The following is a 24,761-nucleotide window of genomic DNA, read 5'->3' on the forward strand; positions in this document are numbered from 1 at the left end:
GGATATCTGGTTGAAGTCAAAACGCACGCAGAGAAAGTGGACGTTTTTACTCAGTGCGGTAGTGGTGCTGGCCGTAACCGGGTGCGGTATGTACCCAAGCAAACCTGGCCATTGGCCGCATAACGTATGGGGTACTATCCTTCATGGCATTTCGGACTTGATGGATTTCTTTGCTCGACACCTCGGCAATAACTACGGGATTGCCATCCTAATTATGACCATCATCGTCCGTTTGATCATTCTGCCGTTGTTTATTCGGCAGCTTCGTTATCAACGAGTCATGATGGAGTTGCAACCGCAGATTCAGAAGATTCGTTCCAAGTACAAGGGTGACAACCAGAAGATTCAAGAAGAAACCATGAAGCTGTATCAAGAGATGGGCGCCAATCCGCTTGCGGGCTGTTTCCCAATGCTTATTCAGCTCCCGTTTTTGTACGCGTTTTACGGCGCTATATTGGGCAATCCCAATATGCGTGAGAGCACGTTCCTCGGAATTTTTCGCTTGGGACAGCATGACCCTTACTACGTCTTGCCGATTTTAGCCGGCTTGTCGACACTGTTATCGTCGTGGTTGACCATGCGCAACCAGCCCGCGCAACAGCGCGCCATGTTGTTTGTGATGCCCGTGATGATTTTCTTTATCGGGGCGCGCTTGCCAGGCGGACTTGTGTTGTACTGGATTTACACCAACCTGATCACGGCGATTCAAACGTACTTTTTCATCACTCGCCCAACTGCTAAAGGTACTTTGGCGCCAGCAGGAGCGTCTGCGACGGCTGCAGCACCTGCTCGGTCTGCGGGGGAGAAGCGCGGGTCTGCCAAGGTTTCAACGAGTCCGAAGGGGTCAAATCGCACGACGCCCGCGAAGGCAAACCGCGGTGACAAAGACATGTCGAAGGCTGATTCGGCGAGCGGAAGCAAGTCAGAGAAGCGTAAATCAAGTGCTCCCAAACAAGTTGATCAACAGGATCAGTCTACGAGTCGTTCGGACACAGAGACGGTGGATTAAACGGTTAGCGAGGGTCGCGTGCAACGTGTTGACTGAGGGAGTGGCCTAGATGAAAAAAGTGGTCGCAACCGGACGTACGGTTGAAGAGGCGATTACATCGGCGCTTGTCCGCCTTGGCGTCTCGAGATCGCAGGCGGAGATTCGCGTGATTTCTGAGCCGGTGAAGGGGCTCTTTGGATTTATCGGTGGCAGGGATGCTGAGGTGGAGGTTTGTGTTATGGAGACTCCGCTTGATATGGCCAAGGAGTTCTTGCACGGCTTGCTCGAGAAAATGGGGATCTCCGCAGATGTCACGGCCGAGAATCAGTTGACAGAGGATGGGGCAGTACCTTTAGCCATAACGTGTGCAGAAGATGCGCTACCGATTGTGATTGGACGTCACGGATCGACGCTTGACTCGATGCAGTACCTGGTCAATCTCGTTGCAAATCGCAATGCCCATTCGGTGGTCAAGTTTTCCGTAGACGCCGGGGGATACAGGCAACGTCGGCGAGAAAACTTGCGACGCATGGCTGACCAGGCGGTGGAGCGAGCCGTTCGCTTAGGCCGGCCGGTTTCCTTAGAGGCGATGCCGTCTGCGGATCGCAAATGGATTCACACATATCTACAAGGGCGGGACGATATTACGACATTGAGTGAAGGTCAAGAACCGTACCGACGAGTGAAGGTGGCACCTAAGCGGAATCATTTTGTCGATTGACGGAGTCGACGGAGAGCTGAACCGTTGGATAGAACTGAACGATTTTCGAGTGACCCCGCTGCGAAGTGGGGTTTCTTGTTACGATGGGTGGAGGTGAGAGTGTGCAGGAGGATACCATCGCGGCCATTGCAACGGCGATCGGAGAAGGCAGTGTTGGAATTGTTCGTGTCAGTGGTGAGATGGCGAAGTCAATTGGCGAGAAGCTGGTGCGTACCGCATCGGGGAAGCCGATACGATTGGCTCGGCGCACCATGCGCTATGGCCGCGTTGTGCAGCCAGATTCGGAAGACCCACTCGATGAGGTAATCATCCTGTGGATGCCAGGTCCGCACAGCTATACGGGCGAGGATGTGCTCGAGTTGCAAGTACACGGAGGCGTGCATGTGTTGCAAACCGTTCTTGCGGCATGTCTCGCGGCAGGCGCTCGCATGGCGGAGCCAGGAGAGTTTACAAAGCGGGCATTTCTCAATGGACGAATGGACTTGTCACAAGCCGAAGCCGTGATCGACTTAATCCGAGCCAAGACCGAATTTGCGGGCAAAATGGCGTTGCGCCAAGTGGAGGGTCGCTTTGGTGACGAGGTGCGATCCATTCGCAAGGAGTTGCTGGCGCTTCAAGCACATGTCGAGGTAACTATTGATTACCCAGAACACGATGTCGAAGACGTTGCGTGTCAACAGGTGTTGACTGTCGGAGAAGGCCTGTTAAGGCGGATAGACAAACTGATAGCCTCGGCAGCGCTCGGGCGAGTGTTGCGCGAAGGTGTCACAACGGCCATTGTCGGGCGTCCGAATGTCGGTAAGTCGTCGCTGTTAAACGCGCTGCTCCAGAGGGAGCGTGCGATTGTCACGGATATTCCAGGAACGACGCGAGATGTGCTCGAGGAATATATCAATCTGCGTGGTATCCCACTTAAACTCATGGATACGGCTGGCATCCGACAAACCGAAGATGTGGTCGAGAGAATCGGCGTTGATCGATCACGCCAATCGATGGCCGATGCTGAATTGGTCCTTCTCGTCTACGACGGTAGTCAACTGCCAAATGAGGACGATCGCGCACTTGCAAGCGAAACGGGTAAATTGCGGCGGATTGTTGTGGTAAACAAGGCTGACCGGGGAGTGCGACCCGAAACGCGAGCGTGGATCGAGGGGTTGGCGTCGGAGGGAGTCGTCTATCTTTCGGCGATGACAGGAGAGGGCGTCGATGCACTTGCGGATCGCGTAATTGACGTGATTGAACGGGACATCGCTGTGGATATGGACGTGAGTTATATGGCGAATGCACGTCAGACGCAATTGTTGCAATTGGCAAAGCAGGATTTGTCCTCCGCTATGGAGTCAGCTGCCGCAGGTGCTACACTCGACCTGGTCGCCGTTGCGCTGCAAGCGGCGTATGCCCAGCTTGGCTACGCGATTGGCGAAGAAGCAGGGGAAGATTTATTGGACGAGATTTTCTCGCGATTTTGTCTAGGTAAATAGAAACGAGTTCTTAGTTTCGGAAAGAGGTGAATAGAGATGCGGTTTTTTGCCGGCGAATATGACGTGATCGTGATTGGTGCGGGCCATGCCGGTTGTGAGGCGGCCTTGGCTTCGGCACGGATGGGTTGTAAGACGCTCCTGTTGACCATTAACTTGGATACCATCGCTTACATGCCGTGTAATCCGTCGATTGGTGGGCCTGCAAAGGGTATTGTCGTTCGTGAAATCGATGCGCTTGGTGGGCAAATGGCTCGCAACACAGACGCCACCTACATTCAGATGCGGATGTTAAACACGGGTAAGGGGCCTGCAGTTCAAGCATTGCGTGCACAAGCGGACAAGGCGTATTACGCATTGAATATGAAGTGGACGTTGGAGCGGACGGAGAACCTTGATCTGAAGCAAGCTTTGGTCGAAGAGTTACTGACGCAAAATGGCGCTGTCTATGGTGTCGTCACAAAGAGTGGGCAGGAGTTTCACGCAAAGGCAGTCGTGTTGACCACGGGAACGTATTTGCGCGGGCGTATTTTTATCGGGGATGTTTCGTATGAGAGTGGTCCAAATGGGCAGATGCCGGCTGTCAAACTGTCGGACTCATTGCTTGATCTCGGGTTTCAACTGGTTCGCTTTAAGACGGGCACACCCCCGCGAATCAATCGAAATTCCATCGACTTCAGCAAGCTAATTGCACAGCCTGGAGATCCAGTGCCCAAACACTTTTCATTCGACCCAGACACGCCAATACGCGAGCAGGTGCCATGTTGGCTGACTGGTACAACGGAAACAGGGCATTCCATCATCTTAGAAAATCTCGATCGCGCTCCGATGTTCAGCGGCGAGATTAAAGGTACGGGTCCTCGCTACTGCCCCTCAATTGAGGACAAGGTTGTGCGTTTCCGCGACAGGCCGAGCCATCAGATCTTTTTGGAGCCAGAAGGGCCTAACACGTGCGAATGGTATGTACAGGGGTTGTCGACGAGTTTGCCTGAAGATGTGCAAATTCAGTTGTTGCATAGTATTCCTGGCCTCGAAAAGGCGGAGATGCTTCGTCCAGGGTACGCGATCGAATATGATGCCATCGTTCCGACACAGCTCTGGCCGTCGTTGGAGACAAAGCGAGTCGCAGGACTGTTTACGGCGGGCCAAATCAATGGTACGTCCGGCTATGAAGAGGCTGCAGGACAGGGCATTATGGCGGGCATCAACGCTGCGCGCAAGGTACAAGGCAAGGAACCTGTTGTACTATCGCGATCGGATGCGTATATCGCGGTGATGATTGACGATCTCGTCACCAAAGGCACCAATGAACCGTATCGGCTGTTGACATCACGAGCTGAGTACAGGCTTTTGCTCAGGCACGATAATGCGGATCTTCGGTTGATGGAGATTGGTTATCAGGTTGGACTCTTACCGGAAAAGGCGTATAGCCGGATGATGCGGAAGAGAGAGGGCATTGCACAAGAATTACAACGGTTGTCCAGGACGCGGGTGAAGCCGACGGAGGCCAATCCGAAGCTGATGGAGTATGGTTCGCAGCCGTTGGAGGATGGGGCAACACTCGCTCAATTGCTGAAGCGACCGGAATTGACCTATGAGCAGGTAAGGGAGATGGATCCGACAGGTGGCGTTGAACTTGATCCTGAAGTACAGGAGCAAGTCGAGATTGAAATGAAGTACGCTGGGTATATCCAAAAGCAGGCCCAAGTAATTGAACGTCAGAAGCGTTTGGAAAATCGGGTTCTGCCCGATGATATCGATTATCCTTCGATCCGGGGATTGGCGATGGAAGCTCGCGAAAAATTGTCGCGGATTCGACCGCGGACGGTGGGGCAGGCGTCGCGTATACCAGGCGTGACACCTGCGGATATTTCTATCCTGCTCGTCTATCTTGAATCGTACGAAGGACGTATGATGCATGGGTAATGATATGGAGTGGCTCGCGTGGCCCGTCGCGTTGACCGAGTTCCAGTTAAGGCAGTTTGCTCGTTATTATGAAATGCTCGTCGACTGGAATGAACGCATCAACTTGACCGGTATTGTTGATGAGGATGAGGTATATATCAAACACTTCTACGATAGTCTGGCTGTCGCAAAGCTACCTGTGTGGCAAGAGGCGGCAAGACAAGGGAGCCGTGCTATCGATATTGGGTCGGGAGCCGGGTTCCCTGGCATTCCATTGGCGATTGCTTATCCCAACATGTCGTTTGTCTTATGCGATGCGCTTCAAAAGCGGATTCACTTTTTGCAAGAAGTCTGTGCCGATCTCGGTTTGAAACACGTGGAGTGTGTTCATGGTAGATCAGAAGATATGGGTCGCGATTCGGCGTGGCGGGGTACATTTGATGTGACTTTGGCAAGGGCCGTGGCACGCGCCAACGTGCTTATGGAGTATATGGCTCCTTTTCTGAAGCCCGGCGGTGCAGGCATCTGCTATAAGGGACCCTCGTTTGTACATGAGGAGTTCGACGATGCCAAACGCGCCGCCACCAAGTTGCATTGTCGTCTACTGGAGCCGTTGACATATGATTTGCCTCGAGGGTTAGGGAATCGGACATTAGCTTCATTTATCCAGTTGCAACTTGTGTCGAAGTCCTATCCCCGGCGAGCCGGTGTACCGAGCAAGCAGCCTTTGTGACATGTGAACGACACGGTATGTCGAATCGTGTCAGTTCCGTGAGTCTTTTGTAAATATATGAGAACGTTTGTCACCATGAAGGAATCCGGGGCTTATATGGTGAATTCGACAATGAGTGTCGATACTCGTTTGTTGATCGGAATTGAGGGGTCATCATGAGGGAATCTTGGGGACGATTCATCAGTCTGCGCGATTCCGGCAGCGCGAATGCACAGACGCAGGTAGTGGATATCCCTGTCCAAAACATTGTGTCGAATCCATATCAGCCACGCACCATCTTCAATCAAGAAGCGATTGAAGAGTTGGCGAAAACGATTCACACACACGGCGTCATTCAGCCGATTGTCGTTCGAAAGAAGGGTAATGTGTACGAGTTGATCGCGGGGGAACGTCGCTTGCGGGCGGTACGTCATCTTGGTTGGTCGACGATTCCAGCGATTGTACGCGACATGAACGATGCGCAAACGGCTTCAGCGGCGTTGATTGAAAATTTGCAACGTGAGGGACTCACGCCAATCGAAGAGGCGGTGGCTTATCAGCAGTTGCTTGAACTGCACGGTTTGACACAGGAGAGCCTTGCACAACGATTGGGCAAGGGACAGTCTACGATTGCAAACAAATTGCGTCTTTTGCATTTGCCGGAGACGGTACAGCAGGCTCTGTTAACCAAGCAGATCACGGAACGCCATGCACGTGCTTTGCTAGCTTTACCAACCGAGGAAGTGCAGATTGAACTGTTGAATGAGTGTTTGGAAAAAGGTTGGAATGTCAAACAGATGGAAGAACGCGTAAAAGCCAAGCTGACGTCGCTTGAGACAGCGGGGGGCAAGCGTTCTAAAACGCGCCGACGTGCACTATCGAAAGATGTGCGTTTGGCAGTGAATACGATACGTCAGTCACTGGAGATGATTCAGCAGACTGGCCTAGACGTCGTGTGTGAAGAGTCAGATGAAGAGGCGTTCTATCAGTTTACGATTCGTGTACCTAAGTCGGTCTGATGAGTGCACGTTTCCTGACTATTGAAATCATACCCTTTTATCTTCGGTTTGCGTGAAAGCGGCCGTAAAGGCCGCTGATTCGCAATCTCTTTCCCCTGGGTGTATGCTAGAATGCGTTGTTTTCTCCATACTTTTTTCGCCACATCCATTCCGTTTTGAAGTAGAATGATAAAAGTCCGTGACGTTTCGTCACCCACGTATTAGTAAGGAGGACTGTTTGTGTCCAACGCCCGTGTTATCGCCATTGCAAATCAAAAAGGTGGCGTGGGGAAGACGACAACTGCAGTCAACCTTGGCGCGTGTTTAGCAACACTGAATCAGCGCGTCTTGCTCATTGACATCGATCCGCAAGGAAATACCACGTCCGGCGTCGGGATTAACAAGGCGGATGTGAAGTACTGTGTGTACGATGTCATTATCAACGACGTCGCGATGGCGGATGCGATTATGCCGTCAGGGTTGGAAAATTTGTCGCTTCTGCCTGCAACCATTCAGCTCGCCGGTGCCGAAATTGAATTGGTGCCGACGATTTCACGCGAAGTTCGCTTGCGGCGTGCTATTCAAACCATGCGCAATCAGTACGACTATATCGTGATCGATTGCCCACCATCACTTGGGTTGTTGACCGTAAACGCCTTGACGGCAGCGGACTCGGTGATGATTCCGATTCAGTGCGAGTACTACGCCCTAGAAGGCTTGAGTCAATTACTCAACACCGTGCGCTTGGTGCAAAAGCATCTGAATACTTCACTTGAGGTCGAGGGTGTCGTATTGACCATGCTGGATGCGCGAACCAACTTGGGTTTGCAGGTGATTGAGGATGTTAAGAAATTCTTTCGCGATAAGGTGTACAAGACAATTATTCCACGGAATGTTCGTTTGAGTGAAGCGCCAAGTCATGGTCGACCTATTATTCACTATGATCCAAAGTCACGTGGAGCCGAATCCTACATGGAATTGGCGAAGGAAGTGATAGGGCGTGACTAAACGTGGTTTGGGGCGCGGGCTAGATGCTTTAATTCCGCAACTGAGTGTCTCGGATGAGGACAAAGTTGTGTCGGTTGACATTCGCGATTTGAGACCAAATCCGTATCAACCTCGACGGACGTTTAACGAAGAGAAGCTTCAAGAGCTATCCAATTCGATTAAAGAGCACGGGATCATTCAACCGCTGATTGTGCGTAAGAGTGAGATTAAAGGTTTTGACATTGTGGCAGGTGAAAGGCGCTTTCGAGCCGCCAAGCTTGCTGGACTGCAGGTTGTTCCTGCGGTGGTTCGTGACTTTAGCGATGTCCTTCTCATGGAGATTGCATTAATCGAGAACTTGCAACGAGAAGATTTGAATCCCATTGAAATTGCAGACGCATATGCCAACTTAATTGAAAAGTGCGATCTGACTCAAGACGAGTTGGCAAAGCGCGTTGGTCAGAGCCGCAGTCATATCACCAATATGCTGCGTTTATTACAATTGCCGAGTGAGATTCAAGATATGGTTTCACGTGGAACATTGTCGATGGGACACGCCCGAGCGTTGCTTTCTGTCGAAGATAGTGGCTTGCAATTAGGTTTAGCGGAGCAAGCAGTGCGGGAAGAGTGGAGTGTTCGCAAATTAGAAACCGTGATTTACGAACCTAAGAAGAAAGTTTCACGTGAAACAAAATCAAATAACTTACCGGCCGAGTTCAGACGATATCAAGAACAGGTGCAAGCATATCTCGGTACATCAGTCCGTATACAACCGGGGAAAAAGCGGGGGAAAATCGAGATCGAGTATTTCTCGGATGAAGATTTGAAACGCATTATGGACTTAATGCTTTTGCATGCACCATGAACCTGAAGCTTGCTGTAACGGCTTTGGTTTGTAAAGGTTGAGGTGAACCTATGTTTCTATTCGGGACGATCGTGGACGCATTAGCCATCATCCTAGGAACGACGATAGGTATGATGCTTCCAAAGATTCCGGACCGAATGCGCGATACGGTGACTAAGGGACTTGCACTCTGCGTGATCATCATTGGTCTTAGTATGGCTCTCAGCGATATGTCCGACATCCTGTTAATCATTATCTCTATCGTTGCTGGTTCGATTCTGGGGGAGTTATTGAACATAGAGGGCGGATTGAACAGGGCTGCACATCGACTGGAACGAGCGGTTACGCGAATATATCGTGGGCCCATTGCAGAAGGTTTTATTTCAGCTACTCTGTTGTATTGTATCGGTTCTATGGCGATTGTCGGTGCCATCCAGGATGGGATCCAAGGTGAGCACCGTACATTGCTCGCCAAGTCGATGTTAGACGGTTTTATGGCGGTTGTCTTATCTTCTACACTCGGCTTGGGCGTTGGTCTATCAGCCATTCCCGTTTTTTTGTACCAAGGCACAATTGCCTTTGTCTCACACTTGGTCGGCAATGTGCTGAATACACCAATGTTTATCGACACCGTTACGGCCACAGGGGGCCTCTTGATTGTTGCAATTGGCTTGAATATCAGTGGGTTAACAAAAATCGCTGTTGGTAATATGTTGCCCGCTATCGTACTGGCGCCTCTCTGTAAAGAGATTGTGCATGCCATTCACGCCCTTTGGTGACATTGTGGCCCGATCTGGGTTGGGCAATACAACCAATGATTGGATGATGCAAGGGTTGGCGATCACGCTATACTACAACCGTTCGCGAATTCGGGGGTTATCTGTAATCCATCCAGTATGTATCCTTTTGCGAAAGGACGAAACGTTACAATGAACTTAGCTTCTCTTCAGCCGTACACCCTGGATATCGCGTTAGCGAGCGGTGCAGTGGCCATCATTTGTTTTATCCTTGCGGTGTCCAGTTTGGCGCGTGCCTCAAGTTTGCGTCGCAAGCTTAACCGACTGCGGGAGATCAGTTCGGCCGCGGATTTGGAACAGGTCTTTACGGAGACCAAAGATGCTGTGAAATCGCTGCAAGCGCAATTGGATGCTGCCAAGGTGCATATCTCCCAGTTGGAGAAAGCCTTGAACAAAAAGGTCTCCACTCCTGTGATTCGTCGGTATAATGCGTTTTCAGAGGTGGGCAGTGATTTAAGCTATTCAGTTGCATTCCTCGACGACCAGGGGGATGGTGTCGTTTTGACATCTATCTATGGCCGAGAAGATTCTGTAACGTACGGCAAGCCGATTGAAGCAGGAGAATCCCCGTACCTTCTGACAGAGGAGGAGCAAAGCGTGATTTCCGGCGCGATGGGGACATTGGAGCGCCAGCCAGCGAGAATTTCATAACTGTCATTGCAGGTTTCATAATGTCGCCGAATGGGGATGTGAACACGTTGTTCGTTCACATCCCCATTCGCATTGCTACGGAGTGTTGCCACTTTTGAAGACTCGACGATAATGCCTGGACCACGATGTCCGACATGCGCATGACAATGCCAAGTCGCGTGTTTTGTAACACGAAGTACTCCATGAAGCCACTGACATTCACAATTCCCGTGATGGTTACATCCCCAAACTCCGGCAAAACCTTTTTAACGCCGGCCCCAGGACGCAAGGGACCGCGTTCAACGGCAATGTGACCGACGTGATCGAACTTGCCAAGGCACGCGTCGATCGCGATAATGAAAGGCCGTTCATGATACATGGTTTCGATTCGTTCCAAGGTTGCACTCAAATTGACGGCATGCACCGGCTCGTCCAAAGTACCGAATATGTCGATGGAGGGAATGCGAAGATTGTGGCCAAGGCGTGAACCGATAATGGGGCCGAATGCATCGCCTGTCGATCGATCGGTACCAACACAAACAATAAGAATGCGCTGTGACTGAACCGAGCCGAGAATGCCATCCAAATACGTTTCGAGTTTGTCTGCTGCGAAGGTGTCGTCCAAGGAAACGCGGCCGATCACGTCCCCGGTTTCAATTGCAGGAGATTCTATCTGCCGATTGTTCACGGGATATCCCCCTAGCATGGAATATTCCCAGTATACGTAGGCGTACCATCAACTATACCTGTCCAAGATTCCTGTAAATTAGGGGAGACAAGCGTGATCGATTTGTGTTTACTCGCGGAGGCTTGCTGGATCTGGCTGTGGGTTCGAACGAAGCAAACAGAGCAAGCGCTTCTGTATGTGGCGGCCATATTGACCTCGATGTATGTGGCTGTACACCTGACGCCATGGTTTGTACGAACATTCATTGAAACAGGATCGGCTTTCTCATGGCTTATGCAGGAGATATCCCTAAATACCCACGCCGTCGGGTGGATGCAACATGTGGTACCGTCTGTTCCTGCTTCGAATGCTGATGCATCGTCCTATTCAAGATGGCTGAGCTTACAGGTGCTCCATGTGTTGATCACCATTATGATGGCTTGGGCGGTCTTTATGGTCTTTGTTGCGGTGGACTCAGTTGCAGAGGCGATTTGGGATGAGCCACAACATGCTCAACATCTTGTGGGAGAACAGTTGTTTCGCAATCTTGCCGCGGCGTTTGCTGGCTTATGGGTTGCAGCTACCACGCTATGCCTGCTCGTGACATTAGACTGGATACAACCGCTTCAGCCAATCGCCAAACATGCCATCGATTCGCTGAGTTATCAAGGGTTGGACATCCTTCTGCGTGCCCTACCAGGTCTGCGTATTATGATATCATGAGCATAATGCGGGACAGGGGGTGGACGATTGCAGTCGTTCTGGAAGCATATTGAGGACAAGGCCTTTAGTGACATGCCAAGCGTGGAAGTCGTCATCTGGGACGTCGTCAAGATCGTCGTATTCTACTTGCTCGCAAGGCTAATCATCCGCGCAGGCATTCGTGTCATGAAGCGAATGCTCGCCATGCACGCGCGCATGGAATCCCGGCGGAAGGCGACCTTGGAATCCTTGTTTGCAAACGTGATTCGTTACACAGTGTACTTTGTGTTCGTGGTACAGGTGTTGGCGATTTTCCATGTCAACGTCTCCGCCATTCTCGCTGGTGCGGGGATTGTCGGTGTGGCCGTTGGTTTTGGGGCTCAGAGTCTCGTCAAAGACGTCATCACTGGGTTGTTTATTTTATTTGAAGATCAGTATGCTGTGGGAGATACGGTTCAAATCAATGGTTTCACGGGCACGGTTGTGTCCATTGGTGTTCGCTTGACTCGTGTGCAGGCTTGGACCGGAGAAGTTCAGGTCATTCCGAATGGCCAAATCACGACGATTACCAACTTCTCGCGAACCTATTCCACGGCCGTGATCGACATCACCGTGCCGTACGATTCGGATGTCAATGACGTAAAATCCGTGATGGAACATGTGCTTAACACCATGAAGCGCGAGCAACCGGATGTATTGACGGGTGATATCCACGTGCTTGGGGTTCAGGAAATGTCCAATTCAACTGTGGTGGTTCGTGCCACAGCGATTTGTGCGCCGACCAAAAATTCGTCCGTACAGCGAGAGGCACAAGAACGGATCAAGGAAGCACTTGATGCGCTGCAGCGAACTGAAGCCGAGGGTGGCTATGCACATGGCGTGGGTGAATTGGCGACCGAATGAGAAGGGGGCGATATTGTGCCAATCTCGTTTGGACTCAACGATATTGTAAAGATGAAGAAGCCACATGCGTGTGGAGAGAACATGTGGCAAATCATCCGTTTAGGCATGGATATTCGTATTAAGTGTCAAAAGTGCGGCCACAGTGTGTTGATCCCGAGGGCGCGGTTTGAGCGGCTGATTCGCAGTGTACTGGTGAAAGGGGAGGAGGCTAAGGATGAAAGTCAAAACAGCATGCCCGATGGACTGTTATGACAGCTGCAGCATTCTTGCAGAGGTTGATGGGCAAGGGAACATTAAGCTCGAAGGCAATCCCGACCATCCTATCACAAAGGGTGCTTTGTGCAATCGCGGAAGGCAACTAAGTATTCGAAGGAACAGTGAGAACCGAGTACTGCATCCGCTCAAGCGAGTGGGAGACACATTTGTTCATATCTCTTGGGAGCAGGCCATCGCGGAGATCGCTGTGCAGGTTCAGGCGACACTTGATGAAGTGGGGCATCACGGCATTTTTCATTGTTACGATTGGGGATCCGGAACGCTGTTGAAGAATTTGAATCAGCGGTTCTTTTACGGCCTCGGCGGTTGTACGGAAACGGTCGGGAGTTTGTGCTGGGACGCGGGACTTACGGCACAGACGTACGATTTTGGCAGGGCAAACAGCCATGCTCCAGAGGATACGGCGGAGCATGCACAGGCCATCGTCGTCTGGGGACGCAATGTGGCTAACACCAATGTACACATGACACCCTTTATCAAGACCGCGCAAGCACGTGGCGCACAATTGGTGGTCATCAGTCCGCTGGCGCAGGATCTGGGGCGCCGGGCAGACAAGTGTATCTATCCGCGCCCAGGCACGGATGGCCTACTGGCTCTGGCGGCGCTCCGCGTCTGCCGAGATCGCAATTGGCTCGATCACGACTTTATCCGGGAAGCTACGCTTGGCTGGGACGCGATTGCCGCTGAACTCGATATGTATGATCCGGAAACGGTTGCTTCGCTGACCGACGTGCCTGTCGAAGACATATACTGGTTGGCTGAGTTATACGGCCGTACGCGGCCAGTGGCAACCATTCTCGGCATTGGCATGCAACGTTATGCGCAAGGCGGACAGACGGTACGTGCCATTGACGCACTAGTCGCTGCAACGGGGCACGTAGGGGTTCCGGGCGGTGGTGTCAGCTATGCGCAGCGTCAACTTGCAAGCTTCTTCGACGAAGAGGCGTTGACCGGGCGTAGTAAAGCTGACGTTCGTGCATTTGAACGGGCGACACAGGCAGCTGACATTCTTGCGGCGAATCCACCGATCCGCGTTGCTTTTGTGACGCGTACGAATCCAGTGCTACAAGTGCCCGATTCGGCTTTGTTCCGCAAGGCGTTCGCATCGATACGGTGTAAAGTCGTGATCGACACGTTCATGACCAAAACGGCAGAAATGGCCGACTATGTTCTACCGTGTACCAACGTCTTGGAGGAAGAGGATGTCGCCTACACGACGATGTGGCACGATTATGTCAGCTACGTGAAACCAGTCGTTGCGCCAAGAGGGGAAGCAAAGCCAGATTGGCAGATTTTTGCCGATCTCGCTTGTGCCCTTGGCAGGCCGGAAATCATGGAGGGCAGTGTGGATGTGTGGATTAACAGGGCGCTGTCGCCATGGCCGCAGGAAAAAGTTGCGGAACTGAAAGAGCGAGGCTTTGTCAAATTGGATGTACCGGCGGTGGCCTGGGCGGATCATAAATTTGGTACGCCAAGTGGAAAGTTTGAGTTTGCATCGAGTTTGGCAGTTGCCGATGGCCATCATCCGGTTGCGCGGATCGAGATCGACAAGTTGCAACGGGGAACTGACATGTATCCGTATGTCCTTCTCACGATTCACCCGCGCAAGTGGCAGTTGTCGCAGCGCGAGACGTTCCCGGAAGGCCGCGGTGAGTGCCCAATCGTCGAGATTGGTCGGGGGATTGCGTACGAGCAGGGGATTGCCGACGGCGATTTTGTTTATGTAGAAAATGAACGTGCTCGTATTCGGGCAATTGCTCGCGTGCAAGCTGCAGGGCACGCGAAGTCGGTGCGCCTTGAGATTGGTTGGTCTGGGCAAGGTGTGACCGCAAACGACTTTACCGATACGCGTAAAGCGGACTTTGGCAGCCAGAGCGCTCAATACGATTGTTTTTGCAGTGTTGTCCGTGCTCCTGCACATGAAGAAGAGCCCTCTCAGCGAGAGCTCTCCGCGATTGCCCCGGCAACTACCGGGAAGTGAGTGTAGGTATAGGAATTACGACGCATGATAACGGGGTCTTGTCCGGTTCACACGAGCGGAGGGTCCAGTTTCGATGGCCAATGCTTTCGGTGAGAGCTTGCGGACCCTCAATCGACGCAAAAGTCGACGCAGCATTCGCAATCACCTCCTCAGTGGATTAGTATTCCTACGTGGAGATTCTCTATCCAGGTAAACGTCCGGGTTGCGAACGGATTTGCAAACTTTTTTGATTGTCGGTACCGAATGTTGAGAAATCTCCAATTGTGTGTTGCCAGTTGGGGACAACCGTCTATACTTATCCTGCAAAGAACACGGCGAGGTGTCAACATGCCACTACAGGCTGGAATTGTAGGCTTGCCCAATGTAGGCAAGTCGACTTTGTTTAATGCCATCACAAAGGCCGGGGCAGAGGCCGCAAACTATCCATTTTGCACAATTGATCCAAATGTCGGCGTCGTGGAGGTGCCGGATCCGCGGCTTCAAAAGCTTGCGGAGATTGTACATCCAAAGCGGATTGTGCCGACAGCTTTCGAATTTGTCGATATTGCCGGCTTGGTCAAAGGAGCAAGCAAGGGCGAGGGACTGGGCAACCGGTTCCTTGGTCATATTCGCGAAGTCGATGCCATCGTCCACGTCGTTCGTTGTTTTGAAAATGGTGATATCACGCATGTATCGGGCTCTGTTGATCCCATCCGAGACATTGAGACCATTGATCTCGAGTTGATCTTAGCCGACCTCGAGACCGTGCAAAAGCGGCTGGAGCGAACGAAGAAGAACATGAAGAGTGGCGATAAGCGCTTTAAGTTGGAGGCGGAGGCCCTAGAACGCATCGCGGCAGCTCTGGAAGCGGGACAAGCAGCTAGATCTGTCGAGCTCAACGACGAGGAACAGGCCTTGCTGCGGGATCTTCACTTGTTGACGCGAAAGCCAGTTCTGTATGTAGCAAACGTTGGCGAAGAAGATGCTGCCGACAGTTCGGACAATGTGCATGTCAAAGCCGTCGAAGCGCGTGCAGAGACGGAAGGTGCACAGGTGGTCGTTGTCTGTGCGCAGTTAGAGTCGGAAATCGCTGAACTGGAGGGCGAAGACCGGGATGCCTTTTTGTCGGATCTCGGTCTCTCCGAAGCAGGTCTGGACAGGTTAATCCGCAAGGCCTACCAATTGCTTGGGCTACGTACTTACTTTACGGCTGGCGAACCGGAGGTTCGGGCGTGGACGATTCGAACCGGGACCAAGGCCCCACAGGCAGCAGGGGTCATTCACAGCGACTTCGAACGCGGTTTTATCCGCGCAGAAGTAGTCGCTTATGAGGATCTGATAGCCGCCGGCAGTTACCAAGTTGCTCGAGAACAGGGCAAGGTTCGTTTAGAAGGTAAGGATTACGTTGTAGAAGACGGCGACGTGATGCACTTCCGTTTCAATGTCTGATGAAATTGGCTTGTGATGTTGGACTGTTCGTGATAGCATAGACAATCGGTGCATGATCTATGCTGCCAACATCCTTGCTCCGCAAGGGGCCATCAGACCAGAAGGAGGTGTCACGGTATGCGTCAGTACGAAACGATGTTCATTGTGAACCCAACATTGGAGTCTGAACAGACCTCTGAGTTGGTTCAGAAATATCAAACGCTCATCTCTGAACAAGGCGGTCAAATCGACGAACTTCAAGAGATCGGCAAGCGTCGTTTGGCGTACGAAATCGAAGGCAACCGTGAGGGCTACTACGTGTTGTTTAAATACACGGCGGGCACAGATGTGTCCAAAGAGCTCGAACGTGTAATGCGCATCGACGAAAATGTCGTTCGTTATTTGACAGTCCGCGTGGGTGAGTAATTCGCGGAGGGGAAAACGATGCTGAACCGGGTCATTTTAATAGGACGGCTGACGGCGGATCCTGAACTGCGCTACACCAACAATGGAACGGCGGTTGCGTCGTTTACACTGGCGGTAGATCGTATGCGTTCCGGGCAGAGCGGTGAGCGCCAGACTGATTTTATCAATATTGTCGTGTGGCAGAAGCAGGCCGAGATTGTCGCACAGTATCTGCAAAAGGGCAGACTGGCAGCGGTCGATGGTCGCCTTCAGATTCGCACCTACGACAATCGCGAAGGTCAAAAGGTCCGCGTTGCGGAAGTTGTCGCGGAAACCGTTCGCTTTTTGGATCGCGGATCGGATGTTGCACAGTCAGCTGGTGGGTTCGGTGGTGGTTCAACACCAATGAACAGGCCACGTCCTGATCGGAGTTCAGCTCCTCTTTACGAAGACGATCCGTTTGCGGATGACAGCCAAACTATCGATATTTCGGAAGATGATTTGCCTTTTTGATTTCGATGCCCAGAGGCTGACACTGCTCGCACGAGCGTGTGGGACAGGCGTACGGCCGCTGGAGAAAACGACGAGGAGTGAGTGGAATGCCGCGTAAAGGTCGTGGTGGAAAGCGCCGCAAAGTATGTCAGTACTGCGTCGATAAGATTGACTACGCAGACTACAAGGATATAGGCCGTTTGAGCAAGTTCTTGACGGAGCGTGGGAAAATCCTCCCGCGGCGCATTTCCGGGAATTGCGCGCGCCATCAACGCCAGGTGACGGTCGCGATTAAGCGGGCTCGCCAGGTTGCATTGTTGCCATACACCACAGAGTGAGCTGTCTAACGTACGGCGAATGGCCGTTCGGGATTGCGGATCGCCCGCAATTTCGGGCGGCCTTTCTTCGTCTTGGCCCAGCAGGACTTATTCGTGAGTTTGTGGAATGCGTAAAGATATAAGATTTGCCGAGTGCACCAATTGGGAGGTAGCGCGGTGACGGGTATGGAAGCGGAGACAAACTTGACGAGAAAGCTGCAGGCTGTGGAGCATGATCGGATCGAGTTGGTGCAGCAGGCGGTTGAAGTTTTACGCAGCGTCCAATCGGGCAACCAGACACTTTTGACCGAAGCGTTGGCTGGCGTTGTTGGCTTCGCATACCTGCTGGGTGTTCAAATGGGAATTGCACCGCACCGGATCGATCGCGAAGTCATAGCGGCCTTTCAGGACGCGCCGTCCGTAGACAATCCGCGGCGAGACGAAATGGCGGACATCGTGCGCCATCTCCGTGGTCGCATCTAGGATGTACGGCGGTTGTCGGTGAGATGAACCTGTCAGATCCGAAGGTGACCGATGTTGGTCGGTTTTGCATTTGCGCCCGCAACCATGCGGCGATACGATGGATTTTGATTGGGGGTCGGTACGATGAAAGTGATCCTGTTGCAAGATGTAAAAGGCCAAGGTAAACAAGGCGAACTCAAAGATGTGAGTGAAGGGTACGCTCGCAACTTCCTGTTTCCCCGCGGGTTGGCCGAGGAGGCTACACCTGCCGCTTTGCGCGAGTTGGAGCAGAAACGCGAGAAGGACAGGCGTCACAAGGCACAAGAACTGGCTGATGCGAAACAATTAGGCGCACAGCTGGAGAATCAAAAGATTGTTGTTAAAACGCAAGCCGGCGAAGGTGGACGCCTGTTCGGGGCCATCACGAGCAAGCATATTGCTGACGCGATGAAACAGCAGGGCTTTACGGTCGATAAGCGCAAAATCAGCCTCGGTGAACCCATTAAGTCTTTGGGAGGGCACCGTGTGACCGTTAAACTCCATCCGGAGGTTCACGTACAGGTGCTTGTCTACGTCGAGGCGGAATGACGGATGGCCATGGTGAATGAGGGTGCTCTCTGGCCGTCGCCCGCTGCGGATACAGGGCTTCGAATGCCACCGCAGCAAGTTGAGGCGGAGCAGGCTGTCCTGGGTGCAATGCTGATTTCGCCAGACGCCGTGGCAGAGGCGCTTGAAATACTAGAGCCGGACGATTTTTACCGAGCGGCTCACCAGTCTATTTTTCGGGCGATGCGCGACGTCTATGATGCAGGGAACCCAGTCGACGTGGTCACCGTGGCAGCGGCTTTGCGCACGCGCGACGACGCGCTGGATGCCGTTGGTGGCGCAGAATACCTGGCCGATCTCGCTGCCGCGATGCCGACGGCGTTACACGTCGTGCAATACGCAGAAATTGTGCGTGAAAAAGCCTTGCTGCGCAGGATTATTGCGGCTGCTACGCAGATTGCGGAGGCAGGCTACGCGCAGGAGGTACCGGCGGCAGACGTTCTGGCAGATGCTGAACGGGCGATTCTCGAGCTCGGGCAGTTTCAGCGGACTCGGGATTTCACGCATATCTCCGATGTATTGCAGACGACGTTCGAGCGGATCGAACAACTCTATGAGAGCGATGGCAACATCACAGGCGTGCCAACGGGTTACAGCGAACTGGATAGGATGACGAGCGGTTTTCAAAAGTCTGACCTCATCATTGTCGCAGCGCGTCCCTCTGTCGGTAAGACGGCGTTTGCTCTGAACATCGCGCAGAATGTGGCAGTGCGCAGTGGGTTGCCCGTTGCCATTTTCTCTCTTGAGATGTCAAAAGACCAACTCGTTCAACGTATGCTCTGTGCAGAGGCATATATTGACGGCCATAAGTTGCGTAACGGTACACTGGATGACGACGATTGGCCCAAGCTGTCCATGGGCGTGACCACCTTAGGGAATTCGCCGATTTACATCGACGATTCGCCGGGCATCACCGTGCCGGACATGCGCAGCAAGCTGCGCAGATTGAAGATGGAGCATGGACTTGGTTTCGTCGTCATCGACTATTTGCAGTTGATTCACGGCCGTCGATCCTCTGGCGAAAATCGACAACAGGAAATCTCGGATATCTCCCGGTCGCTCAAGCAACTCGCGCGCGAGTTGGAGGTTCCCATCGTGGCGCTGGCCCAGTTGAGCCGTTCGGTTGAACAGCGCCAGGATAAGCGTCCGATGCTCTCTGACATTCGCGAATCGGGCTCCATTGAACAGGATGCGGATATTGTCGCGTTTCTCTATCGCGATGATTACTATGACCCGGAGACAGAGCGTCAGAACATCGTCGAGGTAATCATTGCAAAGCAGCGTAACGGCCCAACTGGCAAGGTCGAGTTGGTATTCCTCAAAAACTACAACAAGTTTGTCAATCTGGAGAAAGCGCATAGCGGACCATGAACAACGACGAATCGGAACAACTAGCAGGGTTGACGGTGCCGCGCACACTGACGCGGAAAGAGCGCCGCGAAATGATGCTTAAGCAGCAAAAGCGCCGGCGTCGGCGCAGGCGAGCGCGCGTGCGTCGCGTCAAGGCATGGCGCGCCTTGCGCAGCCTACAGTTTTGGACGCGGGCGGCAATTGCGCTCGTACTGCTACTATTGCTTGCATTTTGGGCGCGCTTTGCGTACGTGTATGACATTCCGAGCTATGCGGCGTCTGTTCTGCCGCCCCACATACGCGCATATGTCACAGTCAAGCCGTGGTGGTTTGGACCGCCTATATTCGATCTCGGCCTGTACGCCCCGGATTTAAGTAGCGGAACCATTTCGGATCCTTATGCGGTGCTGTTATACAAGCTGGGGCAGTATGCGCCGATATTGACTCATCCACAAATCATTTGGGTAAGCCACTGACACCGTCGAAAGGAGGGCGTCATGTGCAGCACATTCTGGTCGTCGAGGACGAAGAGCCTATTGCCAATATCCTACGCTTTGCACTCGAACGCAGTGGCTACCGCGTGACATGCGCATACGACGGGCGCGAGGCGATCGATCTCTGGCGTGCACATGCGCCGGACTTGATGTTGCTCGACGTGATGTTGCCAGAGTTAGACGGTTTTGATGTATTGCGCACTGTACGCCAGACCTCGGGTATACCTGTCATCATGCTGACCGCTAAGGACGACGAAGTCGACAAGGTACTTGGCTTGGAACTTGGTGCAGATGATTATGTGACCAAGCCTTTTAGCACGCGAGAGTTACTTGCGCGTGTCAAGGCGAACCTCCGGCGCGCCGGCGACGTGTTGAACGATGGCAAGGAGAGCGAGCGATATATTGTGCAGGATCTCGTCATCGACCTGCAAGAGTATAGCGTGACCAAGGGTGGACAGCCCATTTCGCTGACCCATCGCGAGTTCCAAGTTCTTGCATTGCTCGCGGCTCACCCTGGGCGCGTATTTACTCGGGAACAGCTCGTCGACCAGGTTTGGGGCATCGACTATGTGGGGGACACGCGAGCGGTCGATGTGACGATTCGCCGCTTGCGCGAAAAACTGGAACCTGATCCGAGCCAGCCGCGCTATGTCATGACACGGCGCGGCGTCGGCTACTATGTGAGGAACGAATAAATGCGCTGGCGGAGTCTGCGCGTCAAACTTGTACTGGTGTACACCTTGCTCATCCTGTTTGCGGTCGAACTGATTGGTGCGTACTTCGTACGCGCCCTGACGTCTTCCTTGATTCACAATCAAGCCGCGGCGGCCAAAAACCAAGCTCAACTTATGGCAACCTTGGTGGCGCCACAAATCCAAAGCGACGCCAAAAGTGTGGGCACATCCATTACGACCGTCCTGCAATCGGTTCCTCAGTTTTTGAACGGAACCGTGTACGTTCTGAACCAGGATGGCTACGTGATGTACACCACCGCGGGTGGGGCGTTAATTGGACAAAAACGCATTGATTCTGTCGCAACAGAGGCGTTATTACATCACTCAAACGCCCAATCTGTACGTTATGACCCAGTCTCAAAGAGCCACTTGTTGGCGATTGCGGTTCCCATTGAACTCCACGGGTCATACCTTGGCATCCTCGAATACGTATTATCCATACAATCCACATACGAGACGATTCATCAAGCCACCAGCATTTTTTACACCGGATCGATGGGGGTTCTTGTGCTTACCGTCATTCTTGGCATGGTCGTCGCACGTGCCCTCACGCGTCCTGTGCTGGAAGTGACGCGGCAGGCACAGATTATGGCAAAAGGTGACTTTTCAAAGCGACTGACGGTGAGTGGGAACGACGAGTTTGGAGAACTCGTTGCGTCCATCAACCATCTTGCGGATGAACTCGACGAGGCGCTTGCCAGCAATCGACTGGAACAGGAACGCCTGCGCGCCGTCATCACGTCGATGGGTGAGGGCGTCATTGTCCTCGATTCGTCGTGCCAGGTGTTGATGATGAATCGGGCAGCCAGGCAAATGCTGCGGACTGCTGCGAACGAAGAGGACGAAGCGCTCGCGCTCCTAGAGCTCGATGACATGGCGAAGGCAGATGTATCATCTGGTGTTCGCCAAGTGCGCGTTGTTGGCAATGCCATTTTTCATATCATCCTGACGAGTATCCAGCGGCGCGGCCAAATTGATGGCTTCGTGGCTGTCGTGCGGGATGTCACAGAGCAGGAACAGCTTGAGCAAGCGCGTCGCGACTTCGTCAGCAATGTTTCGCACGAGTTGCGCACGCCGCTGACGACCGTGAAGTCATACATCGAAGTTCTGCGCGATCTCGATGACGATGAACACGCAACCAGGCAGGAGTTCCTAGGCGTGATCGCAGAAGAGACGGACCGCATGGTACGCCTCACGCGGGACTTGCTGCAACTGTCGGGGCTTGATCGCGGTGGGTCAAAGGCTTTTGCGCTACAAGCGTTACGGGTTCAACCTTTACTTGCCGGGGTGGCACAACGCTTTGCGCTACAAGCCTCGCGTCAGCAATTGAGATATCGCGTGCACGGACCCACAGAGGCGTCCTTGGCTGTGTATGGAGATAGCGACATGGTCAATCGCGTCCTTGACAATCTGATTTCGAACGCGCTCAAATATACCGCGCCTGGCGGTGAGATCGACGTCCACGTAAAAGCGGCTGACGAAGTTGTCACGTTTGCTGTGTCGGACAACGGCATAGGTATCCCTGCTGAGGATTTGCCCCATGTCTTTGAGCGGTTTTACCGGGTTGAAAAGGGGCGCAGTCGGCGTCGCGGCGGGACAGGCCTTGGCCTTGCGCTTGCTCGTGAGATGGTTGAGCGCATGGGTGGGGAAATCCGCATTGTCAGTCAACCCAACCAAGGGACGACGGCGTACGTTTCATTGCGGCGCGCAGAGGAGGGGACCCTATGATGCCATCCTTCCTACGCACGTTAAAAACGGCGATTCTCGTCCTGTTGGTGGCAAGCAGCATGGTTTTGAGCTTTTTGCTGTGGTCAGACAATCTCCAAGAAGGGAGCGAGATTGGTCTGGCCCAGCCACATTCTTTACCTATCGCGGCGACGCCGAGTTTGGGGCAAACGATCCGGCCATATGAGATAGACGTGGAGACAGGCGATAGACATACTGTGATCCGGCCAGGTAGTGCAGCGTATGCATTTTGGACAGGACAATTGCTCACAGCTCGACCGATGCATCCGATTGTGAGCACCGCCATGCCGAGCAGTGCCACTTTGCGCGTTTCCTTTCAGTTTGGTATTCCACTGAACGGGGCTATCGGCAAGGCATGGTTGGATGGTCTAGGGCAGGAGTTGGTCGGTTGGCAATGCCGCACCATCGTGATCTATGCAATGTCAGGTTGGCGTACTTGTAACATGGCGTTGATAGGCAACGACGCGGGCGGGCAGACGCAAATCTTCATAGAACAAACAACTCTTTCCGTGTCGTCACTTGAGAGCACGGCGCAAAGTGAAGCAGAAGCGGCTCCCTACAGCGTTTGGGACGACTTTGAGGGAGAAAGCAGGGTTCCTGAGAATGGACACATGCAACGCATTGTGTATAGCTATACGGAACCAGAGGCCTTGCCGCTCATTCAGTCGTTTTTCCTCAATCCACAAGCAATCACCAAGATCCAAGAAAACGCTTCAACGACACTCTGGACTGACGGCAGTCGAGCTGTGCAAATCGACAAGGGTGCAGACCAGCTGGAATATGAGGATCCGAATGCAGGAGCTTCGGGCCTGCATTCGGAAGACTATCTCACCGCAATCGACTTCCTGCACGCGCACGGGGGCGGCCCGGAGAATCTGATTGGGTTTGACTTGCTTGGCATGTTGACCGTCAATTTGAATGGCCCGACGTTGTCGTTCGCGCAGTTTGTCGATGGCTACCCGATTCTCGACAATGCGGCCGACTATAATCTCGACATTGAGAGTGGGCACGTACTCGAGTTTGATCGTCCATTATGGACGCTCTCAACAGTCGTAAGGCAAACTCAAGTTAGCGTGATCGGGCAAAGTCAACTAATTTCGTCTCTGGAGAGGCTTGGTTCACGCGTCAATGTGCATACGTTTCACGTGGAACTTGGGTATGTCCCGGTGCGCCAGAGTATGCCCGCAGGTGAGATAGAACTGGAGCCGGCTTATTATGTGACCAACAACGGTGGCGACGTCTGGGTCTTGGATGCCGTGAATGGCGCTATCATTGCGGAGGGGTTGGCGTGAATTGGGAGGTTGCAAAGTCGTGGCTGATTGCACTGTTTATTGTTCTGGACGCCGTGCTTGGGTGGCAGTTGTATGAGTCGAGGCAGCTAGCAAGTGATTATGCAGAATCGCCTGCGGACTTGCTTGCCAATACGAAGACGCTACTGGCGAACCACGGATTCAGTTTGGACACGCAGGTGCCAAGTGGGCAACCCAACCTTGTGACCTTTCAGGCGGACCTTGCCAATCCCAAGTTGAGTGCGTTGGTACAGGCTGCATTCCCAAATGTAAAAGGCAAGTTGACCTATACAGGAAATGTGGGTGTGACCACCAACCAGGGTAGCATTACCGTCACTGCACAAGGCAATTGGACGGTTGAGTACCAAAGTCCTATGCAGATTACAACGACACATACGGTGCTGTCCTACGTATATCGGGGCAGTGAATACACACCGGATCCCATCTCGTCGGATCCGAATCATGCGGTGTATTATGAGATGGTGGACAATTACCCGATTTTTGATGCGGCCATTGTCAGTACAGAATCCAAAGGGCTCTTGGTGGCGTACAGTCAGACACTGGTCGAACATGTTGTGGCCAATAGTTCACCGAAGCCAGTCATCAGTGCATTGGACGCCTTGGACAGTTTGGCCGACGCAGTTGATAAAACCGATACGGCGACGAGCAGTACGGTCGTCAGGGTCGATCTCGGATATGCGCGCAAAGTTCAGGTTGCGTCAGGAAACCAGCAGGTGCTACAAAGCTACTGGTTTCCGGTGTGGCGCATCGTAACGACTGCAGGAACCTATTACGTCAATGCGTTTACGGGAGAGGTCGAAATGGCCACCGCATTTTAGTCATTTTCGATACAAATACGGTCTTGCAACC

At 52.9% G+C, this 24,761-nt stretch carries 27 protein-coding genes; 26 read left to right on the forward strand and 1 reads right to left on the reverse strand.

What is annotated here, in order from left to right; translation table 11 throughout:
* Positions 1 to 10 precede the first annotated feature (10 nt).
* The 10 genes from QMF38_RS09790 to QMF38_RS09835 all read left to right on the forward strand — a co-directional run bounded on the left by QMF38_RS09790 (position 11) and on the right by QMF38_RS09835 (position 10,081).
* Entirely contained in the window at positions 11 to 1,009 is a 999-nt protein-coding gene (locus tag QMF38_RS09790) for a YidC/Oxa1 family membrane protein insertase (RefSeq protein ID WP_281759321.1), read from the forward strand.
* A gap of 49 nt (positions 1,010 to 1,058) precedes the next feature.
* Positions 1,059 to 1,709, forward strand: a complete 651-nt coding sequence (gene jag, locus QMF38_RS09795) for an RNA-binding cell elongation regulator Jag/EloR (protein ID WP_006446071.1) — start codon at positions 1,059 to 1,061, stop codon at positions 1,707 to 1,709.
* Between the two features lie 101 nt (positions 1,710 to 1,810).
* Positions 1,811 to 3,190, forward strand: a complete 1,380-nt coding sequence (gene mnmE / locus QMF38_RS09800) for a tRNA uridine-5-carboxymethylaminomethyl(34) synthesis GTPase MnmE (RefSeq protein WP_309298700.1) — start codon at positions 1,811 to 1,813, stop codon at positions 3,188 to 3,190.
* A gap of 36 nt (positions 3,191 to 3,226) precedes the next feature.
* Positions 3,227 to 5,113, forward strand: coding sequence for a tRNA uridine-5-carboxymethylaminomethyl(34) synthesis enzyme MnmG (gene mnmG / locus QMF38_RS09805; RefSeq protein WP_281759323.1), 1,887 nt, complete (start codon positions 3,227 to 3,229; stop codon positions 5,111 to 5,113).
* Positions 5,106 to 5,825, forward strand: a complete 720-nt coding sequence (gene rsmG / locus QMF38_RS09810) for a 16S rRNA (guanine(527)-N(7))-methyltransferase RsmG (protein ID WP_281759324.1) — start codon at positions 5,106 to 5,108, stop codon at positions 5,823 to 5,825. The genes mnmG and rsmG overlap by 8 nt, the downstream gene beginning before the upstream one ends.
* Before the next feature lie 155 nt (positions 5,826 to 5,980).
* Positions 5,981 to 6,823, forward strand: coding sequence for a nucleoid occlusion protein (gene noc / locus QMF38_RS09815; protein ID WP_006446068.1), 843 nt, complete (start codon positions 5,981 to 5,983; stop codon positions 6,821 to 6,823).
* A gap of 219 nt (positions 6,824 to 7,042) precedes the next feature.
* Positions 7,043 to 7,810, forward strand: coding sequence for a ParA family protein (locus QMF38_RS09820; protein ID WP_074693577.1), 768 nt, complete (start codon positions 7,043 to 7,045; stop codon positions 7,808 to 7,810).
* Positions 7,803 to 8,654 (forward strand): ParB/RepB/Spo0J family partition protein, encoded by an 852-nt coding sequence (locus QMF38_RS09825; RefSeq protein WP_040288732.1) that lies wholly within the window; start codon positions 7,803 to 7,805, stop codon positions 8,652 to 8,654. Before QMF38_RS09820 ends, QMF38_RS09825 begins: the two co-directional genes overlap by 8 nt.
* A gap of 50 nt (positions 8,655 to 8,704) precedes the next feature.
* Positions 8,705 to 9,412 (forward strand): DUF554 domain-containing protein, encoded by a 708-nt coding sequence (locus QMF38_RS09830; protein WP_281759325.1) that lies wholly within the window; start codon positions 8,705 to 8,707, stop codon positions 9,410 to 9,412.
* Positions 9,413 to 9,562: 150 nt separating this feature from the next.
* Positions 9,563 to 10,081 carry a DUF4446 family protein gene (locus QMF38_RS09835; protein ID WP_040288730.1) on the forward strand — a complete coding sequence of 173 codons (519 nt, stop codon included), beginning with the start codon at positions 9,563 to 9,565 and terminating at the stop codon, positions 10,079 to 10,081.
* 55 nt (positions 10,082 to 10,136) lie between these two features.
* On the opposite strand, the gene yyaC is transcribed toward QMF38_RS09835, so the two are convergent.
* Positions 10,137 to 10,748, reverse strand: a complete 612-nt coding sequence (yyaC, locus tag QMF38_RS09840) for a spore protease YyaC (protein WP_281759326.1) — start codon at positions 10,746 to 10,748, stop codon at positions 10,137 to 10,139.
* Between the two features lie 93 nt (positions 10,749 to 10,841).
* Here yyaC and QMF38_RS09845 point away from each other — a divergent pair, with 93 nt between their 5' ends.
* The 16 genes from QMF38_RS09845 (at position 10,842) to yycI (ending at position 24,730) form a co-directional block, all read left to right on the forward strand.
* The gene (locus tag QMF38_RS09845) at positions 10,842 to 11,450 is read left to right on the forward strand and encodes a hypothetical protein (protein ID WP_281759327.1); all 609 of its coding nucleotides are present in this window, start codon (positions 10,842 to 10,844) and stop codon (positions 11,448 to 11,450) included.
* Positions 11,451 to 11,477: 27 nt separating this feature from the next.
* A complete protein-coding gene (locus QMF38_RS09850) occupies positions 11,478 to 12,332 on the forward strand; it encodes a mechanosensitive ion channel family protein (protein WP_281759328.1) in 855 nt (284 codons plus the stop codon).
* A 15-nt stretch (positions 12,333 to 12,347) separates the two neighbouring features.
* On the forward strand, positions 12,348 to 12,584 hold the full coding sequence (locus tag QMF38_RS09855; protein WP_074693584.1) for a DUF951 domain-containing protein: 237 nt from the start codon (positions 12,348 to 12,350) through the stop codon (positions 12,582 to 12,584).
* Positions 12,547 to 14,589 carry a molybdopterin-dependent oxidoreductase gene (locus tag QMF38_RS09860; protein ID WP_281759329.1) on the forward strand — a complete coding sequence of 681 codons (2,043 nt, stop codon included), beginning with the start codon at positions 12,547 to 12,549 and terminating at the stop codon, positions 14,587 to 14,589. Before QMF38_RS09855 ends, QMF38_RS09860 begins: the two co-directional genes overlap by 38 nt.
* 327 nt (positions 14,590 to 14,916) lie before the next feature.
* The gene (gene ychF, locus QMF38_RS09865) at positions 14,917 to 16,017 is read left to right on the forward strand and encodes a redox-regulated ATPase YchF (RefSeq protein WP_281759330.1); all 1,101 of its coding nucleotides are present in this window, start codon (positions 14,917 to 14,919) and stop codon (positions 16,015 to 16,017) included.
* A 117-nt stretch (positions 16,018 to 16,134) separates the two neighbouring features.
* The gene (rpsF, locus tag QMF38_RS09870; protein ID WP_006446057.1) at positions 16,135 to 16,422 is read left to right on the forward strand and encodes a 30S ribosomal protein S6; all 288 of its coding nucleotides are present in this window, start codon (positions 16,135 to 16,137) and stop codon (positions 16,420 to 16,422) included.
* Between the two features lie 18 nt (positions 16,423 to 16,440).
* Positions 16,441 to 16,914 carry a single-stranded DNA-binding protein gene (ssb, locus tag QMF38_RS09875; RefSeq protein ID WP_006446056.1) on the forward strand — a complete coding sequence of 158 codons (474 nt, stop codon included), beginning with the start codon at positions 16,441 to 16,443 and terminating at the stop codon, positions 16,912 to 16,914.
* Positions 16,915 to 17,000: 86 nt separating this feature from the next.
* The gene (rpsR, locus tag QMF38_RS09880; RefSeq protein WP_040288723.1) at positions 17,001 to 17,231 is read left to right on the forward strand and encodes a 30S ribosomal protein S18; all 231 of its coding nucleotides are present in this window, start codon (positions 17,001 to 17,003) and stop codon (positions 17,229 to 17,231) included.
* 165 nt (positions 17,232 to 17,396) lie between these two features.
* A complete protein-coding gene (locus QMF38_RS09885; RefSeq protein ID WP_244885199.1) occupies positions 17,397 to 17,693 on the forward strand; it encodes a MazG-like family protein in 297 nt (98 codons plus the stop codon).
* 123 nt (positions 17,694 to 17,816) lie between these two features.
* The gene (rplI, locus tag QMF38_RS09890) at positions 17,817 to 18,260 is read left to right on the forward strand and encodes a 50S ribosomal protein L9 (protein ID WP_006446053.1); all 444 of its coding nucleotides are present in this window, start codon (positions 17,817 to 17,819) and stop codon (positions 18,258 to 18,260) included.
* Positions 18,261 to 18,269: 9 nt separating this feature from the next.
* Positions 18,270 to 19,649: a replicative DNA helicase gene (gene dnaB / locus QMF38_RS09895; protein WP_052012204.1), complete on the forward strand. Its 1,380-nt coding sequence runs from the start codon at positions 18,270 to 18,272 to the stop codon at positions 19,647 to 19,649.
* Positions 19,646 to 20,104, forward strand: coding sequence for a hypothetical protein (locus tag QMF38_RS09900; RefSeq protein WP_281759331.1), 459 nt, complete (start codon positions 19,646 to 19,648; stop codon positions 20,102 to 20,104). Before dnaB ends, QMF38_RS09900 begins: the two co-directional genes overlap by 4 nt.
* Before the next feature lie 23 nt (positions 20,105 to 20,127).
* Positions 20,128 to 20,817 carry a response regulator gene (locus QMF38_RS09905; protein ID WP_281759332.1) on the forward strand — a complete coding sequence of 230 codons (690 nt, stop codon included), beginning with the start codon at positions 20,128 to 20,130 and terminating at the stop codon, positions 20,815 to 20,817.
* The gene (locus QMF38_RS09910; protein ID WP_281759333.1) at positions 20,818 to 22,584 is read left to right on the forward strand and encodes an ATP-binding protein; all 1,767 of its coding nucleotides are present in this window, start codon (positions 20,818 to 20,820) and stop codon (positions 22,582 to 22,584) included.
* Positions 22,581 to 23,894, forward strand: coding sequence for a two-component system activity regulator YycH (gene yycH / locus QMF38_RS09915; protein WP_006446048.1), 1,314 nt, complete (start codon positions 22,581 to 22,583; stop codon positions 23,892 to 23,894). Before QMF38_RS09910 ends, yycH begins: the two co-directional genes overlap by 4 nt.
* The gene (gene yycI / locus QMF38_RS09920) at positions 23,891 to 24,730 is read left to right on the forward strand and encodes a two-component system regulatory protein YycI (protein ID WP_006446047.1); all 840 of its coding nucleotides are present in this window, start codon (positions 23,891 to 23,893) and stop codon (positions 24,728 to 24,730) included. Before yycH ends, yycI begins: the two co-directional genes overlap by 4 nt.
* The last annotated feature ends 31 nt before the right edge of the window (positions 24,731 to 24,761 follow it).

This window comes from Alicyclobacillus hesperidum subsp. aegles (assembly GCF_027923525.1).
Taxonomy (GTDB): domain Bacteria; phylum Bacillota; class Bacilli; order Alicyclobacillales; family Alicyclobacillaceae; genus Alicyclobacillus; species Alicyclobacillus aegles.